The organism is Curtobacterium sp. MCBA15_005 (genome assembly GCF_001864855.1).
GTDB lineage: Bacteria > Actinomycetota > Actinomycetes > Actinomycetales > Microbacteriaceae > Curtobacterium > Curtobacterium flaccumfaciens.
The window spans coordinates 18,051-35,775 of sequence record NZ_MJGL01000017.1 but is presented as its reverse complement, the minus strand read 5'-3'; the positions used below and the strand labels follow the sequence as shown (position 1 = coordinate 35,775).

Annotated in this window: 12 protein-coding genes; 7 read left to right on the top strand and 5 right to left on the bottom strand. The window is 69.7% G+C overall.

Annotated features, from left to right (window positions below):
- Window positions 1-197: 197 nt before the first annotated feature.
- Entirely contained in the window at window positions 198-623 is a 426-nt protein-coding gene (locus BIU89_RS09610; protein WP_071246133.1) for a DUF3060 domain-containing protein, read from the bottom strand.
- Between the two features lie 102 nt (window positions 624-725).
- Window positions 726-3,170, bottom strand: coding sequence for an Ig-like domain-containing protein (locus tag BIU89_RS09605; RefSeq protein ID WP_139178928.1), 2,445 nt, complete (start codon window positions 3,168-3,170; stop codon window positions 726-728).
- Window positions 3,171-4,149: 979 nt separating this feature from the next.
- Between BIU89_RS09605 and dnaK the strand changes: the two genes are divergently transcribed.
- The 4 genes from dnaK to BIU89_RS09585 all read left to right on the top strand — a co-directional run bounded on the left by dnaK (window position 4,150) and on the right by BIU89_RS09585 (window position 8,259).
- Window positions 4,150-6,015: a molecular chaperone DnaK gene (gene dnaK / locus BIU89_RS09600; protein ID WP_071246129.1), complete on the top strand. Its 1,866-nt coding sequence runs from the start codon at window positions 4,150-4,152 to the stop codon at window positions 6,013-6,015.
- Between the two features lie 2 nt (window positions 6,016-6,017).
- Entirely contained in the window at window positions 6,018-6,677 is a 660-nt protein-coding gene (locus BIU89_RS09595) for a nucleotide exchange factor GrpE (protein WP_083404289.1), read from the top strand.
- 41 nt (window positions 6,678-6,718) lie between these two features.
- Window positions 6,719-7,723 carry a DnaJ C-terminal domain-containing protein gene (locus tag BIU89_RS09590; RefSeq protein ID WP_017886377.1) on the top strand — a complete coding sequence of 335 codons (1,005 nt, stop codon included), beginning with the start codon at window positions 6,719-6,721 and terminating at the stop codon, window positions 7,721-7,723.
- A gap of 125 nt (window positions 7,724-7,848) precedes the next feature.
- Window positions 7,849-8,259: a heat shock protein transcriptional repressor HspR gene (locus BIU89_RS09585; protein WP_027464889.1), complete on the top strand. Its 411-nt coding sequence runs from the start codon at window positions 7,849-7,851 to the stop codon at window positions 8,257-8,259.
- Window positions 8,260-8,325: 66 nt separating this feature from the next.
- On the opposite strand, the gene BIU89_RS09580 is transcribed toward BIU89_RS09585, so the two are convergent.
- On the bottom strand, window positions 8,326-10,386 hold the full coding sequence (locus tag BIU89_RS09580; RefSeq protein WP_071246128.1) for an Ig-like domain-containing protein: 2,061 nt from the start codon (window positions 10,384-10,386) through the stop codon (window positions 8,326-8,328).
- A 120-nt stretch (window positions 10,387-10,506) separates the two neighbouring features.
- Here BIU89_RS09580 and BIU89_RS09575 point away from each other — a divergent pair, with 120 nt between their 5' ends.
- On the top strand, window positions 10,507-11,652 hold the full coding sequence (locus tag BIU89_RS09575) for a class I SAM-dependent methyltransferase (protein WP_071404391.1): 1,146 nt from the start codon (window positions 10,507-10,509) through the stop codon (window positions 11,650-11,652).
- 61 nt (window positions 11,653-11,713) lie between these two features.
- On the opposite strand, the gene BIU89_RS09570 is transcribed toward BIU89_RS09575, so the two are convergent.
- Complete coding sequence (locus BIU89_RS09570) at window positions 11,714-12,544, bottom strand: aldo/keto reductase (RefSeq protein ID WP_071246127.1); 831 nt, start codon at window positions 12,542-12,544, stop codon at window positions 11,714-11,716.
- A gap of 73 nt (window positions 12,545-12,617) precedes the next feature.
- On the bottom strand, window positions 12,618-13,037 hold the full coding sequence (locus tag BIU89_RS09565) for a hypothetical protein (protein ID WP_027464885.1): 420 nt from the start codon (window positions 13,035-13,037) through the stop codon (window positions 12,618-12,620).
- Window positions 13,038-13,275: 238 nt separating this feature from the next.
- Between BIU89_RS09565 and BIU89_RS09560 the strand changes: the two genes are divergently transcribed.
- Both BIU89_RS09560 and BIU89_RS09555 read left to right on the top strand, forming a co-directional pair.
- A complete protein-coding gene (locus BIU89_RS09560; RefSeq protein ID WP_071246126.1) occupies window positions 13,276-15,966 on the top strand; it encodes a glycoside hydrolase family 2 protein in 2,691 nt (896 codons plus the stop codon).
- A 111-nt stretch (window positions 15,967-16,077) separates the two neighbouring features.
- Window positions 16,078-17,640 carry a sugar transferase gene (locus BIU89_RS09555; RefSeq protein ID WP_071246124.1) on the top strand — a complete coding sequence of 521 codons (1,563 nt, stop codon included), beginning with the start codon at window positions 16,078-16,080 and terminating at the stop codon, window positions 17,638-17,640.
- The last annotated feature ends 85 nt before the right edge of the window (window positions 17,641-17,725 follow it).

The window sequence follows — 17,725 nt, the reverse complement described above, 5'->3', positions numbered from 1 at the left end:
AGCCCCGATCGCTCCCGCGTGGAGCGGTCGGGGCTTCTTGCTGTCCCGCGGACGGCCGGCGGCCGTTGATCGACACACGCGTCGCCCGCCGAAGAGACCGAGGCGAGCACTGGCGCGCACACGAAGATGCCCCGGCTGCTCGCGATGAGCAGCCGGGGCATCTCGTGGTGTGCGGGAACAACACGCTCGTGCGCGTGCTACTCCGCGGTGATCTCGTTCTGCTCGCCCTTGTCGTCGACCGTGGGGGTGTTCCCGGCCTTCACCACGTTGCCGTTCGAGCCGGCACCGATGGTCACCGATCCGATCGACTCCGCACGGACCGAGTTGATGGCACCCGTGATCGAAACGTGTTCGACGGCTCCGGACACCGTGACGAGCGAATTGGACGCGGAGATCTCGACGTTCTCGCAGTCGCCCTGCACGGTGAGCTCAGCGCTGTCGTCGGTAACCTTCGCGGTCCCGTCCTTGCACGCGACGTCCTTCTTGACCACGGGCGGGGCCGTCGACGTGGACGTCGGGCTGGAACTGGGCTTCGCCGTGTTCGTCTCAGCCGCTGTGCAGCCCGCGAGGGTGGCGATGGCGAAGGCGGCGGTGGCGATGGCGAGTGGCTTGATGAACTGCATGAGGGATCCTGACGTCGATTGCATTGCGTGGTTGGGAAGGGGCGAGGCCCAGGTCGCGGTGAGCGAGCCTGGGCCTCGACGAGCGCTCCGGATTCGGAGTGCTCAGCTCACCGTGAAGGAGAACTGTGCGGTCGTGTTCGAGCCAGGCAGGGACTGCAGCACGGTGCCGGTGTAGCGACCCGCCGGCAGCGTGACGGTCGACGTCAGCGTCCACGTGCCGTCGTCCTTGACCGTTCCCGTGGCCAGGGTGGTGCCACCAGAGCCCTTGATGACCAGGGGAGCCTTCGGCGTGCCCTCCCCGGAGAACACCGGCGTGCCGCCGGTCAAGGTCGCGCCGATCTCGGGGCTCTCCAGCGTCACCGCAGTGAACTCGACACGGAACTGGAACGAGGCGGTGGTCACCTTGCCGTCAGCGACCTGTCGAACGGTCCCGGAGTAGGAACCGGCTCCGAGCGCGATCGTCGAGGTGACGTCGAACTCGCCGTTGCTCCGCACCTGGCCCGAAGCGAGCTGGGTCCCGGAAGCACCGGTGACGGTGATGTCTGCGTCCGGGGTCCCCTTACCGCTGAAGACCGGGTTCGGGGTGGAGACCACCGCGTCCTGCGCGGGAGCGGTCAGCGAGACCGGGATCATCGGTGCGACAACGGTGAAGCGGAAGTCGGCCGTGGTGGTCTTGCCGTTGACGGTCTGCCATGCCTTGCCGGCGTAGCTACCTCGAGCGAGGGCGACGTCGGAGGCGGCTTCCCAGGTGCCGTTGTCCTTCACGACCGCGGTGGCGAGGAGGGTGCCGTAGGTGCCCTTGACCTCGATGGTCGCGCCGGGCTGGCCCTCACCCGTGAACACGGGGTTGGTGTCGGTGATCTCGGCGCCGATCGCCGGGGTCTCCAGCGTCACCGGGGCGATCGCCTGCACGACGGTGAACCGGAAGTCCGCCGTGGTGGTCTTGCCGTTGACGGTCTGCCATGCCTTGCCGGCGTACTGGCCGTTGGCGAGGGTGATGTCGGAGGAGGCTTCCCAGGTGCCGTTGTCCTTCACGGTCGCGGTGGCGAGGAGGGTGCCGTAGGTGCCCTTGACCTCGATGGTCGCGCCGGGCTGGCCCTCACCCGTGAACACGGGCTTGGTGTCGGTGACCTCGGCGCCGATCGCCGGGGTGTCCAGCGTCACGGGAGCGATCGCCTGCACGACGGTGAACCGGAAGTCCGCCGAGGTGGTCTTGCCGTTGACGGTCTGCCATGCCTTGCCTGCGTAGGTGCCGTTGGCGAGGGCGACGTCAGAGGTTGCCTCCCAGGTGCCGTTGTCCTTCACGACCGCGGTGGCGAGGACGGTGCCGTAGGTGCCCTTGACCTCGACGGTCGCACCGGCCGTTCCCGTGCCCGTGAAGACGGGCTTGGTGTCGGTGACCTCGGCGCCGATCGCCGGGGCGGTCAGCGTCACCGGGGCGAGGTTCTGGCCAACGGTGAACTTGAACGGTGCTGTCGTGGTCTTGCCGTCGACAGTCTGGGTTGCCGTCCCGGCGTAGCTACCGGTTGCGAGCGCAATGGCCGAGGGGACCGTCCAGGTGCCGTCCGCCTTGACCTCGGTCGTCGCGAGGACGCTGCCGTAGGTGCCCTTCACGACGACGGTCGCCCCAGGCGTGCCGCGGCCCGTGAAGACGGGGTTCGGCGTCGAGACGTCCGAGTCGATCGCGGGAGCGGTCAGCGTGACCGGGACCATCGCCTTCACCACGAAGTTGATCGGCGCGTTCGACTTCTCCCCCTCGAGCGGCGTCTGGGTCGCGGTGAGCGCGTAGCTGCTGTCGTTGAGGTCGAAGCTGGCCGGCACGCTCCACTTGCCGTCCTTGACGGTGGTGGTGGCGACGACACGGCCGGTCGCGCCCGTGATCTCGATCGTGGCGCCTTCGTCGCCCGTACCGGAGAAGACCGGACGCTTGTCGGTTACCGTCGACCCGTTCGCCGGGGTCTCCACGACGATCGGAGCGACCGGGTTCACGGCCTCATCGATCGTGGCCTGCGTGGTGCTCGCGGTGTTGAACGCGCCCTCGACGGCGGTGCCGCTCAGGACGGTGCGCATCGGGAAGGCGCCGGCGTCGGCGTCCTCGGGCGTGTTCACGTTGATGTTCCAGCGCATCAGCGACGCGTCGGGGAGGTTCCAGGTCGTGGTGGTGGTCTCGAAGTCGTAGGTGTACTTCGTACCGTCCTCGGAGCGGACCCCGTTGGTCAGGGTCATGGCGGCGTTCGTCCAGGCGTCCTCACCCGGCTTCTTGAACGAACCTTCGATCGTGCCCTGGTCCGCGGCGAAGGTCGTACCCTCGGGCGCGGTGAACTCGACCTTGCCCTGGGGGCGGCTCACGCTGCCGCTGGTCTTGAACAGTGCCTCGACCGAGGTGTCCTCGCCACGCTCGAGCGTGACGGCGGCGCCGTCCTGCCCGATGATCGCCGCGTCGTTGTTGATCGTGACGACGACGTTCTTCCTGTCAATTTCGACGTTGTCGACCTTCTGAATCGCCGTGAGGGTGTTCGTGCCCACGCTGAGGCCGGTGACCGTCATGCTCCACGCGCCACTTGCGTTCACTTCGACGGTCTTCGTGCCCACCGTGACAGTGGCGTTCGGTGTCGCCGTCCCGGTGATGACAGCAGACTTTGCGTCGTGATCAGTCGCGGTGACCGAGGCGGTCAAGGGCGAGTTCGGGTCCATCGGGCCGAGGTCTCCAACGAAGTCCCAGTTGCCTCCGAGCGACAAGCCGTTGTAGCGCACGACTTGGCCGTTACTGAAGGCCTCGGATTGGACCACGCCTCCGATGCCTTTGTCATTCGCAAACAGCTTCCCGTTCACGTAGTTGAATCGGACGCATTCTCCGGAGCCCACGGGGAGCGCTTCGAAGAAGTTCGTCCTGCTCGCGCTACCGTCAATAGTCATGAGGCAAGTAGCAGATCCGGACAGGTTGAACGCTCCGCTTGGCAGCCGCGTCGCCGTTAGCGGAGCGGCAGCCGCTTGGGCCGCAGCGAGGGTAGAGAATGTGCGTGCACTGGTGAAGTAGAGCGGATTGGTGCCCGACTGTTGGTACGGCGTGACTGCCGCGTAGCTGGAGCCGCTCTTGAAGATGAGTTTGGATGTGGGTGAGCTCGATGCCTTCGATTGAATCGGAGTGGCGGCGGTGGCGGCGGGGGCCCCGAAGGACAGGCCAGACACGATGGTGGCAGCGGCCAGCCCGGCCGCACCCATGGACTTGAGGGCCGTAGAGGCCCTCTTCTTGTGAGACATGTGCATCTTTCAGGACAGGCCGCGCAACGGCGGCTGTGCGGGAAGGGGCACGCCCGTGGACAGACTCCAACGGCGCATGTGTATTCAGAATATCACGTGAAATACCAACATACGAACGTGCTACCTCGCGGGTATTCCGGCTGGGAGTTGAGTGGGATTGACGCAGGTTTATGCTCCCTGAAGTTGACTCCAGGTGACTCAGGAGTAGGGTTGAGTCCATCGGACGCAAGTCCAACGACTTACCCCCAAGCAAGAGGAGCAACACATGGGACGTGCAGTAGGCATCGACCTCGGAACCACCAACTCCGTCGTCTCCGTTCTCGAAGGTGGCGAGCCCACGGTCATCGCCAACGCCGAGGGCATGCGCACCACGCCGTCGATCGTGGCGTTCACGAAGGACGGCGAGGTCCTGGTCGGCGAGACCGCCAAGCGCCAGGCGGTGACGAACGTCGACCGCACCATCGCGTCGGTCAAGCGTCACGTCGGCACCGACTGGACCACCGAGATCGACGGCAAGAAGTACACGCCGCAGGAGATCTCGGCCCGCACCCTCGGCAAGCTCAAGCGCGACGCCGAGCAGTACCTCGGCGAAGACGTCACGGACGCGGTCATCACCGTCCCGGCGTACTTCAACGACGCCGAGCGCCAGGCCACGAAGGACGCCGGTGAGATCGCCGGCCTCAACGTCCTCCGCATCATCAACGAGCCGACCGCGGCCGCTCTGGCCTACGGCCTGGACAAGGGCAAGGAAGACGAGCTCATCCTGGTCTTCGACCTCGGTGGCGGCACGTTCGACGTGTCCCTGCTCGAGGTGGGCAAGGACGACGACTTCTCGACGATCCAGGTCCGCGCGACCTCCGGTGACAACCGCCTCGGTGGCGACGACTGGGACCAGCGCATCGTCGACTACCTGGTCAAGAAGTTCAAGGACGAGCACGGCGTCGACCTGTCCACGGACAAGATCGCCAAGCAGCGCCTGAAGGAAGCGGCTGAGCAGGCCAAGAAGGAGCTGTCGTCGCAGATGTCGGCGAACATTCAGCTCCCGTACCTGACGCTCACCGCCGAGGGCCCGCTGAACCTGGACGAGACCATCTCGCGCGCACAGTTCGAGCAGATGACCTCCGACCTGCTCGACCGCACCAAGAAGCCGTTCAACGACGTCATCAAGGAAGCCGGTGTCTCGGTCAACGACATCGCCCACGTGGTGCTCGTCGGTGGCTCGACCCGCATGCCCGCCGTGGCCGAGGTCGTCAAGTCGCTGACCGGTGGCAAGTCCCCGAACCAGGGCGTCAACCCGGACGAGGTCGTCGCCGTCGGTGCCGCGCTCCAGGCTGGCGTCCTGAAGGGCGAGCGCAAGGACGTCCTGCTCATCGACGTCACGCCGCTGTCGCTCGGCATCGAGACCAAGGGCGGCCTGATGACGAAGCTCATCGACCGCAACACCGCGATCCCGACCAAGCGGAGCGAGACCTTCACGACCGCTGACGACAACCAGCCGTCGGTCGCCATCCAGGTCTTCCAGGGCGAGCGCGAGTTCACCCGCGACAACAAGCCGCTCGGCACCTTCGAGCTCACCGGCATCGCGCCGGCTCCCCGCGGCGTCCCGCAGGTCGAGGTCACCTTCGACATCGACGCCAACGGCATCGTGCACGTGTCCGCGAAGGACAAGGGCACCGGGAAGGAGCAGTCGATGGTCATCTCCGGCGGCTCGTCGCTGCCGAAGGAGGACATCGAGCGCATGGTCCGCGAAGCCGAGGAGCACGCCGCCGAGGACAAGGCTCGTCGCGAGGCCAACGAGCGTCGCAACCAGGCCGAGCAGCTCGTCTACTCGATCGAGAAGCTCATCAAGGAGAACGACGAGAAGCTCCCCGCGGACGTCAAGTCCGAGGTGCAGGCCGACGTCGACGCGCTCAAGTCCGCTCTCGCGGGCGAGGACGACGACGCCGTGAAGTCCGCCTTCGACAAGCTCAACGAGTCGCAGGGCAAGCTCGGCCAGGCCATCTACAGCCAGCAGGACGCAGCAGCCGGCACCGCCGGTGGCGAGCAGCCCGCGGGTGAGCAGCCGGCCGACGACGAGGACATCGTCGACGCCGAGGTCGTGGACGACGAAGACGACAAGGACAAGAAGTAACGATGACGGATCCCAAGGACAACGCGCCCAACGAGGACGAGCCCCAGGTCGAGGGCGACGCCACGAACGCTGCCGAGCCCGAGGACCTCATCGAGGCGGAGGGGCCCGACGTCGAAGTACCGACGGACGGCCCCGCCGCCGGGGGCCCGGCGGCGGATGCAGCGAACGACCTCTCCCCGGAGGACGAAGCGCTGCTCGCCGACGCCGCCCGCGGCATCGCCGAGGACAAGCTGAGCACCGAGGACCGCGACCTCGTCGCCGAGATGCGTGCGGACATGCTCCGTGCGCAGGCCGAGCTGGTGAACTTCCGCAAGCGCGTCGAGCGTGACCGTGAGGCCAACCGCGAGGTCGCCATCGCTGAAGTGGTGCGGGCACTGCTGCCGGCGCTCGACGACCTCACCCGGGCCGAGGCCCACGGTGACCTCGCCGAGGGTCCGATGCAGGTCATCGGCCAGAAGATCCGCGGGGGCTTCGAGAAGTTCAAGCTCGTGCAGATCGGCGAGAAGGGCGAGGCGTTCGACCCGAACATCCACGAGGCGATCGTCCAGCTCCCCACTCCGGGTGCCACCGGACAGACCGTCGCGGACGTCGTCGAGCCGGGCTACAAGCTCGGTGAGCGCGTCCTCCGCGCGGCCAAGGTCGCGGTGGCGGTCCCGGCCTGAGCCGGGTCCCCACGGTGACGACAGAAGAAGGCAGGTGATCCATGGCCAGTCAGGATTGGTTCGACAAGGACTTCTACAAGGTCCTCGGCGTGTCCAAGGACGCCTCCGACGCCGAGCTGAAGAAGACGTACCGGAAGCTCGCGCGGCAGTTCCACCCGGACTCCAACCCGGGTGACGCCGCTGCCGAGAACCGTTTCAAGGAGATCAGTGAGGCGTACTCGGTGCTCTCCGACAAGGAGCAGCGCCAGGAGTACGACCAGGTCCGCGCCATGGGCTCCGGCGCTCGCTTCACAGCGGGCGGCGGGGGCCAGGGCGGGTTCGAGGACGTCTTCGGCGGGATGTTCGGGCAGCAGGGCGGTGGCGGACAGCGCGTCCGCTTCGGCCAGGGCGGCCCCGGCGGTGCCGGCGGTTTCGAGGACATCCTCGGCGGGATGTTCGGCGGGGGTGGTGGCTTCGGCCAGACCTCCGGCGGCTACCGCGGCTTCGGTGGGCCGACGAAGGGCCGCGACGTCACGGCGTCGACGACCCTCGACTTCACGACGGCGATCGCCGGTGACACCGTCAAGCTGTCGCAGGGCAACGGCCGACCGGTGAACGTCCGCATCCCCGCGGGTGTCGCCGACGGTCAGAAGATCCGCCTGCGCGGCCGCGGCGAGCCCTCGCCCGACGGCGGTGAGGCCGGTGACCTCGTGGTCGCCGTGTCGGTGCGGAAGCACCCGGTGTTCGAGCGCGACGGGCTCAACCTGCGTGTGGACGTCCCCGTGACGTTCACCGAGGCAGCGCTCGGCGCGACGATCGAGGTCCCGACGCTCGGCGGTTCGCCCGTGAAGCTCAAGGTCGCCCCCGGCACGCCGTCGGGTCGCGTCCTGCGCGTCAAGGGCCGCGGCGTCACGACGAAGAACGGCACGGGCGACCTGCTCGCGACCGTCCAGGTCGCGGTGCCGTCGCACCTGTCGGACAAGCAGCGCGAGGCAGTCGAGGCACTCGCGGCTGCGCTGCCCGACGAGAACCCCCGCGAGGACCTCCTCGCCAAGGCGCGCGACTAGCGGGTGCAACCACAGCAGTAGACCCGGCTTGGAGGCCCGGCGCGGCTCCGTCAGGAAGCCGCCCCGAGCCTCCAGGCTGGTTTCCACCCCACGCGGACGACGGAAAGGAACGCGCCATGACCGACATGGACGAGAACTCGCCCGTCTTCGCGATCGCGGTCGCGGCGGAGCTCGCCGAGATGCACCCGCAGACGCTGCGGCAGTACGACCGGCTCGGCCTCGTCGTGCCGGGTCGCACCCGGGGTGGGTCGCGGCGCTACTCGATGCGCGACGTGGTGCAGCTTCGCGAGATCGCGCGCCTCGGCTCCGAGGGGGTGTCGCTGGAGGGCATCCGGCGGGTGCTCGACCTGGAGAACGAGAACAAGGCGCTCCGCGACCGGGTGCGGGAACTCGAGTCGGCGCTGGCCGACCAGCTCATCAACCGGCCCGGCGCACGGGTCTTCGCAGCCACCGCGAGTGGTGCGGCGATCTCGCTCAAGGCGGGGTCGCGGCCGCAGCGGAACACGCAGATCGTGTTGTACCGCGGGCCGCGCTGAGTGTCGGAGAGCGCAGAACGCCCCCGGTGACCATCTGGTCACCGGGGGCGTTCTGTGAGCCGGGGCTCAGTTGATGGTGAAGTGGACGGGTGCTTCCGTCGTGGCGTTGCCGGGGGCGGTCTGCTTCGCGGTGAGGACGTAGCTGCCGCGGGCGAGGTCGATGTTCGACTCGGCGCTCCAGTTGCCGTCAGCGTTGACCTTCGCGGTCGTGACGACGCGGGTGGTGCCGCGGATCTCGATCGTGGCTCCGGCCTGGCCGGTGCCGGTGAAGGTGGGGCGGGGCCCGGTCTCGGTGCCGTTCATCTCGGGAGACGTGACCGCGATCGGCGCTGCCGCGGCGGCGGCGATGGTGAAGCGGACGGGTGCTTCCGTCGTAGCGTTGCCGGGGGCGGTCTGCTTCGCGGTGAGGACGTAGCTACCGCGGGCGAGGTCGATGTTCGACTCGGCGCTCCAGTTGCCGTCAGCGTTGACCTTCGCGGTCGTGACGACGCGGGTGGTGCCGCGGATCTCGATCGTGGCTCCGGCCTGGCCGGTGCCGGTGAAGGTGGGGCGGGGCCCGGTCGCGGTGCCGTTCATCTCGGGGGTCTCGACCACCACCGGTGCGACCGAGTCGTCTTCGGCGGCGAACGCGATGTCGCGCATGACCGAGGTACGGCCGTCCGCGGTGGTCTGGGTGAAGGTGAGCTCGTAGCCCTTGGCGCTGGTGAGGTCCGCGTCCGCCTTCCACGTGCCGACGCCGGAGCGTGAGCCGGTGACCTCGGCGCTGAACACCTGGTGGCCGTCCTGGTCCGTGGCGGTGACGGTTGCGCCGGCCTCGGCCTTGCCGGAGAACGTGCGGGCACCGGGCGCGTAGGTGTTGTCGTCGGCGATGCCGTCGACCTGCAGGAGGCGGGGGAGCGCCACACGCTCGGACGTCCCGCTGAAGTCGCGGCCGTCGAAGACCAGGTTGACCATGTCGAGCTGCTTGCCGGTCGCGGCGGCGGCGATCGTGTAGCTCCAGATCGCATCGGCGCTGGTGGCGTGCCCGACGACGCGGTCGCCGTCGAGGATCCAGAGCCCAGGAGCGTCGTCGTGCTCCCCGACCACCTGGACGCGCCCGTTGGGGTGGACGAACACGGACCGGAGGGACGGCGCGGCGGCCGTCGGGTCGATCGGCAGCTGCTCGAGGGCGACGGGCACGCGGGCCGACGAGGTGCCGTCGGCAGTGCGTCCGACGACGTAGACCGTGGAGCCGACGCGGTCCTGCGGGAGCCGAGCGGAGTAGCCGGTCTCGCCGAGGCTGGCGTCGGCGATGGTGGAGCCGGCTTCGTCCTGCACGACGACCGAGTCGACGTCCTCAGCGACGGAACCCGCCACGACGAACGACCCGTCGAGGACGCGCCCCTTCTGCACGACCGTCGGCGCCTGCGGCGCGTCCGATGCCGCCGGCGAGAACCGGACGTCGCGGAGCTCGTTCGTCCGACCGTCGGTCGTCGTCTGCGTGAGGGTGATCACGTGGTCGGAGTCGGTGAGGTCGGCATCGGCGTTCCAGGTGCCGGTCCCGTTGCGTGCCCCGCTGACCTCGGTCGTGAACAGGGTGGCGCCCGAGGTGGTGTCCTTCGCGACGATGGTGGCGCCGGCGGTTGCACTGCCGGCGAACTTGGTGGTGCCGGGCGTGAACGTGTTCTGCTGCTGCAGCCCATCGACACGGATGCTCCGCGGCATCGGGATGCGCTCACCTCGGGTCTGGGTGCCGTCGGCGGCGGTGTGGACCCGGATCACTTCGAGTCCGGCGTCCTGGTGATGATCCTGCACGTTCAGGAAGAACAGGCCGCCTCCGGTCGAGCGGTCGTAGACAGTGTCGCCGATGACGAGCCAGACATCATCGCCGCCGGCGTCCCCGGCGACGGTGCGGGAGCCGAACGGCGTGCTCCAGTCCTGGTAGAACTTGGGCGCTGTCAGCGTGGGGTCGACGGGGATCGAGTCGAAGTCGGGAGTGTCCTCCTGCACGGTGGAGTCCGACGACGAGGCGGCCGCGGGAGCGGTGGTGGCAGCGGTGGCGACCGCGGGCGTCAGCAGGCCGAAGCCGAGAGACGCGGTGAGGACGCCGCACACGACTGCGGCGCTCCGGAACGAGGTGGATGCCATGAGGGCTCCTTCTGGTGGGGGGACCCTCAGGATACCGACATGTGAAATACACAACCTGTTCGCATTGTGAGTGCGATGGCCACTGCTCCGGCGCTGGCCGCCGCCGGGTACGCTGACGCGGTGCCAGACTTCGCCGACCTCTTCCGCCGACGCGACGACGACGCGCCCGACCTCATCGCGATCGACGGCACCGACCGCTTCCTGCTCGACGAAGCACCGCACGTGCACGGCGACGCACTCCGGCAGCCCGGCGAGGTCGCGGTCGTCGACGACCGGTACGGGGTGCTGACGCTCGGCCTCATCACGCAGTACGGGGCGAGCGACATCCGCGTCGTGCAGGACTCCCTGGTGGGGGAGCGGGCACTCGAGGCCAACGCCGGCACGTTCGGGCTGCGCGGCTTCCACCACCCCGACTCGCTCGAGGACGCCTTCCGCGACGTGCGGCTCGTGGTGCTGCGGCTGTCGAAGTCGCACGATCGCCTCGACGAGATCGCCCGTGCCGTCGCCCGGTTCGCGGCGCCCGACGTGGTGCTGCTCTGCGGCGGCAACGTGAAGTACATGCACGTGACGCAGAACGACGTGCTCCGGCGCTCGTTCGGCGAGGTCACGGCATCGCGAGGTCGTGGCAAGTCGCGACTGCTCATCGCGCAGGACCCCCTGCGCGCACAGGCGAACCGCGCCGCCACGACGAACCCCTGGCCCCGGTCGGTGCACGTCGACGACCTCGGCATGACCCTGGTCGCGCACGGCGGTGTGTTCGCCGGGACGTCGCTCGACCAGGGCACGCGGGTGCTGCTCGACGCGATGGACCAGGCGGTCCCGACCGCGCGCACGATCGTCGACCTGGGCAGCGGCAACGGCGTCATCGCGGCTGCGGTCGCTCGTCGGCGACCGTCGGTGCGGGTGATCGCCACCGACGTGTCGCGGATCGCGGTCGAGTCGACGCGTGCGACGGCGGAGGCCAACGGCGTGGCCGACCGGGTGACGGTGCTGCGGACCGACGCGGGCGACGAGCTCGCGGAGGGGTCCGCGCAGCTCGTGCTCTGCAACCCGCCGTTCCACGCGGACACCACGGTGACCACGGACACGGCCGAGGCGATGTTCCGGAACGCGGCCACGATCCTCCAGGCCGGCGGTGAACTGTGGTGCGTCTGGAACACGCACCTGCGCTACCGGCCGGTGCTCTCGCGCCTGGTCGGGCCGACCCGTGAGGTCGTCCGGACCCCGAAGTTCACGGTGACGGCCTCGGTCGCGACCAACCGCTGACGGCGAGAGCCGCCCGGGCTGACCCGGACGGCTCTCGCGACGTGGTGCGGTGGGGGACCGATCAGGCCGGCACGTAGTCGAACGTGTCGGGGTCGGGGCCCGTGCGGTGCCCCTTGTCGAGGGCGGTGATGTCCGTCATGTCCTCGTCCGAGAGCTCGAAGTCGAAGATCGCGAAGTTCTCCTCGACGCGGGCGCGCGTGACCGACTTCGGGAACACGATGTCGCCGCGCTGGATGTGCCAGCGGAGGACGACCTGGGCCGGGGACTTGTCGACCGACGCGGCGACGCGGGTGATGGTCTCGTCGTCGAGGACGAGGCCCTGCGCGATCGGGGACCACGCCTCGGTCGCGATGCCGAGCTCGCGGTTCACGGCGCGGAGGTCGTCCTGCACGAGGTACGGGTGCACCTCGATCTGGTTGACCGACGGCGGGACGTCGGTCTCGGCGCGCAGGCGGTGCAGGTGGTGCGCCTGGAAGTTCGAGACGCCGATCGAGCGGGCGGTGCCGGCGTGGTAGAGCTCCTCGAGGGCCTTCCACGTCGGGACGAAGTCCGAGACGGTGGGCAGCGGCCAGTGGATGAGGAACAGGTCGGTGTAGCCGCCGAGCAGGTCGGCCGACTTCTTGCCGTTCTCCAGCGCCGCGGCCGGGTCGTGGAAGCCGTTGTTCAGCTTGGAGGTGACGAAGATCTCGGAACGGTCGATGCCGGACTCGGCGATCGCCTCGCCGACCTCCTTCTCGTTGCCGTACATCTCGGCGGTGTCGATGTGGCGGTAGCCGACCTCGAGCGCGGCCAGTGTGGCGGCCTTCGTCTCGGAGGGGTCGATCTGGAAGACACCGAAGCCGAGCTGCGGGATGGTCTTGCCGTCGTTCAGGGTGATGTTCGGAACGGTCATGGTGTCATGCAACCAAACGCCCCTCAGCGCCCATTCCGCCAACGCCCAGGAACGGCGACCCCGGGCGTGCCGTTCACGCGAGCGCGGCCGTGATGTACGCCTGCAGGGCCTGCCCGTAGGCGATGGCCGGCACCTCGGACGCGAAGCTGCGGTCGGCCCCGCCGATCGTCGCCGTCACGGTGAAGACCACGCGGCCGCCGACCTGCACCCGGGTCAGTCCGATGAACGAGGGCCCGAGGAGTTCGCGGAGCTGGTCCTCGCGGGGCAGCCAGAGCGACTCGGTGGCGGTGACCGAGTCGAGCGCCCACTCGGTGGTGCCGTTGAAGCCGAGGATCGTGCCGGTGGGGGAGTCGTGCCGCTCGACGGTCATCTCGGACACCGTGTAGACGTCGTCGTCGATGCCGGGCTTGTCGATCACGAACCGGTCCCCGGTCTCGGGGTGCCAGCGGAGACCGGCGTCACGGAGGGACCTGGCGAGTTCGACGGTGATCACGTTCCCACCTTGCCCGCGCGACCCGCCCCTGTCACCACCTAGGTTGCCGAAAGCATCCCGTACTAGCATCGCCGAGCACCCCTCGCGCGAGCGCAACCCGTTCGTGCGCGCGACGTGACGACGCCCGGGCAACCGGTGCCGAGCCTCCAGGCCGTGGGAACCGGCCGTGGGCCGGACCGCCGGTCGGCGTCCCCGACCGAGGCTGACGGACACCCTGCCGCCGAAGAGAAGGACCCGCATGACCCTCGAACGCGAGGAACTCCGCGACGACTGGACAGTGACCCTGGCCGGGGGAACCGGCGCGCCGGACGGTGTCGCGGGCCGTGCCATCCCGGCGACGGTGCCGGGTCAGGTGCACACCGACCTGGAACGGGAGGGCCTGCTGCCGGACCCGACGTTCCACCTGAACGAGCAGCCCGCCAAGTGGGTCGGCCGCGCCGACTGGGCCTACCGCCGCACGGTCGACGTCGACCCGCGGGGCCACGAGCGCGTCGACCTGGTCTGCGACGGCCTGGACACCGTCGCGGAGCTCAGCCTGGACGGCGTCGTCGTGGGCACGACCCGCAACATGCACCGTCGCTACCGGTTCGACGCCCGGGTGCAGACGGGATCCGGTGGCACCACGAAGGACCTCGAGATCCTGTTCGAGTCGCCCTACCGCGAGGCCGGCCGGGTCGCCGCGAAGGCCGGCAGCATGCCCGGTCCGTACGACGAGCCGTTCCCGTACATCCGCAAGATGGCGTCGAACTTCGGCTGGGACTGGGGGCTGACGGCGGTCACGAGCGGCCCCTGGCGGCCGGTCGCGATCGAGCGCTGGTCGACCGCGCGCCTGCGCGAGGTCCGCCCGCTCGTCGACGTCGAGGCCGGCGAGGGCGTGCTCGATGCGCACATCACCGTCGAGCGCTCGGGCATGAACGACCTGGACCAGGACGGCGAGGACGACGACCTCGTGCTCGTCGTCACCGTCAGCGGCGAGACCGAGGACGGCGGCACCACACGCCAGCGGTCCCGCGCGCAGCTGACCCCGAAGGACGACGAGACGGTCGTCACCGTGCGCGTCCCCGAGGCGCGGCGCTGGTGGCCGCGCGGCTACGGCGCGCAGCCGCAGTACGACGTCGTGGTCGAGCTGCAGACCGTCGACGGCGAGGTGCTCGACCGCGACACGTTCCGCACAGGGTTCCGGTCGACCCGCATCGAGACCCAGGTCGACGGCATCGGCCGACCCTTCGCGGTGCACGTCAACGGCACGCTCATCGACGTCCGGGGCGTCAACTGGATCCCCGACGACGTCATCGTCTCGCGCGTCGACCGTGCCCGACTCGAGTCCCGGCTGGGTGCCGCGGCCTCGCTCGGCACGAACCTCGTGCGCGTCTGGGGCGGCGGAGTGTACGAATCGCGCGACTTCTACGAGGTCTGCGACGAACTCGGTCTGCTGGTCTGGCAGGACTTCCCGTTCGCGTGCTCGGCCTACCCCGAGGTCGAGCCGATCCGCAGCGAGGTCATCGCCGAGGCACGCGACAACGTCGCCCGGCTCGCCCGCCACCCCTCGCTGGTGGTCTGGAACGGCAACAACGAGAACATCTGGCTGCACGACGCCGACGGCTGGGGTGCGGAGCTGGGCGACCGGGGCTGGGGACTCGACTACTACCTCGACCTGCTGCCGACCATCGTCGACGCCGTCGACCCGTCGCGGTTCTACACGGTCGCGTCGCCGTGGTCCGGCTCCGAGTCGCTGCCCGCGAACGAGGTCGACCACGAGACGCACCATTCGTGGGACGTCTGGAACCGGCTGCCCGACACCGCCTACCGCGAGTCGGTGCCCCGGTTCGTGTCCGAGTTCGGCTGGCAGGCGCCGCCCGCCTGGCGCACCCTGCGCGAGGCGGTCACGGACTCGCCGCTCCGGGTCGACTCGCCCGGTGTGGTCCACCACCAGAAGGCCGCCGATGGGATGGCCAAGCTGGCACACGGTCTCGAGCCGCGCTTCGGCGCCGTCGACCCGGCCGCGTTCGACGCGTGGCACTACCTGACGCAGCTCCAGCAGGCGCGGGCGATCGCGACCGGCATCGAGCACTGGCGCACGCACTGGCCGCGCAACACCGGTGTCGTGGTGTGGCAGCTGAACGACCTGTGGCCGGTGTCGTCGTGGTCGGCGATCGACTCGGCAGGGCGGCTGAAGCCGCTCGCGCACGAGCTGCGCCGCCTGTACGACGACGTGCTGCTGACGATCCGTCCGGTGTCGTCGGTGTCGGTGACGCCGGGTGCGGCAGGGGCCGCTGGTACCGCGGGTGCGTCGGGTGCGGAGCGGACTGGAGGCCCGGATCACCCGGGTGGGTCGCCTGCGGTCGGCGAGACGGCCGACCTGGGCGAGCTCGCGGACACGCTCTCGCTGGGTGTCTCGCCCGGCGCGTTCGGGTCCTCACCGGTCGAGGTGGCCGTCCGGTCGACCCGCACCGGGCACGACAGCGTGGTGCGGGTGCGCCGGATCACCACGGCCGGCACGATCCTGGCCGAGGTGTCACTGCCGGTCCGGTTGTCCGGCGCCGGCGTCGCGGTGGTGTCGCTGCCCGAGTCGGTCGGTGTCGTCGACGACCCGGCGAACGAGCTCATCGTCGCGGACATGGACTGGCGCCGTGCGGTCTGGACCCCCGGCCCCGACGCTGCCATCCGTTGGGAGCCCGCCCGCTACCGGACCTCGTTCGCGGTGGTCGACGGCGGTCTGGACCTGACGGTCGAGGCCGATTCGCTCGTGCGCGACCTGCTGGTGCAGCCGGACCGGGTCGCGGCCGGCGGCACGGTCGACCGTGGGTTCATGACGCTGCTGCCCGGGGAACGGGTGGTGTTCCGGCTCGGCGGTGTGACCGAAGCGGATGTACCGGCGCTGCGGTCGGAGCCGGTCCTCTGGAGTCTGGACCGCGCCCTCGCTCGTTGATATGCAGAACAGCACGGTGATATATTTGAGATTGCGCCGCTCGTTGTCGTGACCTGAGCGACTCCGGCGTCCGATCGACCTCCTCGTCGACCGGTCGACAGGAGGTCTCACATGTCGCTGGCCATGCGCCCACCCACCGGGGCGGTGCCGACCGTGCTGCACTCAACCGTGCTGCACTCGACCGCGCTGCACCCGATCGTCCCCGTGTCCTCCCCTGCCGGGGCTGCTGGGTCCACGGCGTCGCACCGCACGGTCGCTCCGGCGGGGGCCCGCCGAGGGTTCGTCCCCGCGGTGGCGCTGCTCGACCTCGTGCTGCTGCTCGCCGCGTTCGTCATCGCCCACGTCGTGCGATTCCCCTGGGAACTCGCGTCCGTCCGACCGCGGTCCGGCTGGCTCGAGTTCGTCGTGGCCCCCGCCATCGTCGTGGTCTGGATGCTCCTGCTCTCGGTGTTCCGCACCCGCGACCCCCGGATCGCCGGCATCGGCGGCGACGAGTACCGCCGCCTCGTCACCGCGAGTCTCGTCGCCGTCGCCGGTGTCGCGGTCGTGGCGTACGCAGCGCAGCTCGACCTGGCTCGCGGGTACGTCGCGATCGCCTTCCCGTTGGGGCTCGTCTTCCTGGCGCTCGGCCGCAAGGGGGTCCGGACGGTGCTCGCCCGCAGCCGCGCCAGGGGTGAGCACCTGCAGGACGTCCTGATCGTCGGCGACGCCGAGGACGTCCGCTACGTGGGCGCGCGGATCGCCGCCGCACCGAGTGCCGGCTACCGGGTGCGTGCCGTCGTGACGGACTGTGCTCCGGTCGGGGCCGAGGTCGACCTGGGGGCGGCCACGGCTCCGGTCGTCGGCGGCATCGAGGACGTGCTCGCGCACGCCCGGGCCGAGGGTGTGTCGGCCGTCGTCGTCGCGGGTGCCGTCCGCGGTGGGCACGCGCGCCTCCGTCGACTCGGGTGGCAGCTCGAGGAGCACGGCGTCGAGCTCGTCGTGTCCTCTCCCCTGGCCGACATCGCCGCCGGGCGGGTGCACGAGCGCCCCGTGGACGGGTTGCCGCTCATGCACGTCGAGACGCCCGACTACCGCCGCCGCGCGGGCAAGCGGGCACTCGACGTCGTCGGCGCCGCGCTCGGCCTGACGCTGCTCGCCCCGGTCCTCGCCGTGGTCGCGCTGGCGATCCGCGCCGACGACGGCGGGCCGGTCTTCTTCCGGCAGGTCCGCGTCGGTCGCGGCGGTGCGGAGTTCCCGATCCTGAAGTTCCGGACGATGGGCATCGACGCCGAGGCGCGCATGGCTGCCCTGCAGTCCGAGAACGAGGGCGCCGGTCCGCTGTTCAAGATGAAGGACGACCCGCGGGTGACCCGGGTCGGTGCGTTCCTGCGACGGACCTCGCTCGACGAACTGCCGCAGCTGTGGAACGTGCTCACCGGTTCGATGAGCCTGGTCGGCCCTCGGCCGGCCCTGCCGCGCGAGGTCGCGCTGTACGAGGACTTCGCGGACCGCCGACTCCTCGTGACCCCGGGGATCACGGGCCTGTGGCAGGTCAGCGGCCGATCGGACCTCGACTGGGCCGAAGGGGTCCGGCTCGACCTGCACTACGTCGAGAACTGGTCGTTCCTGCACGACCTCGTGATCCTCGCCCGCACCGTCCCGTCGGTGCTGCGGTCCCGCGGCGCGTACTGAGCGCTGCGCTTCCCTGTACGAACGGTGTCCGTTCCGGTGCCCGGCCTGGGCATCCAGGGGCGGGGGAGTTACGATGGATGCACAC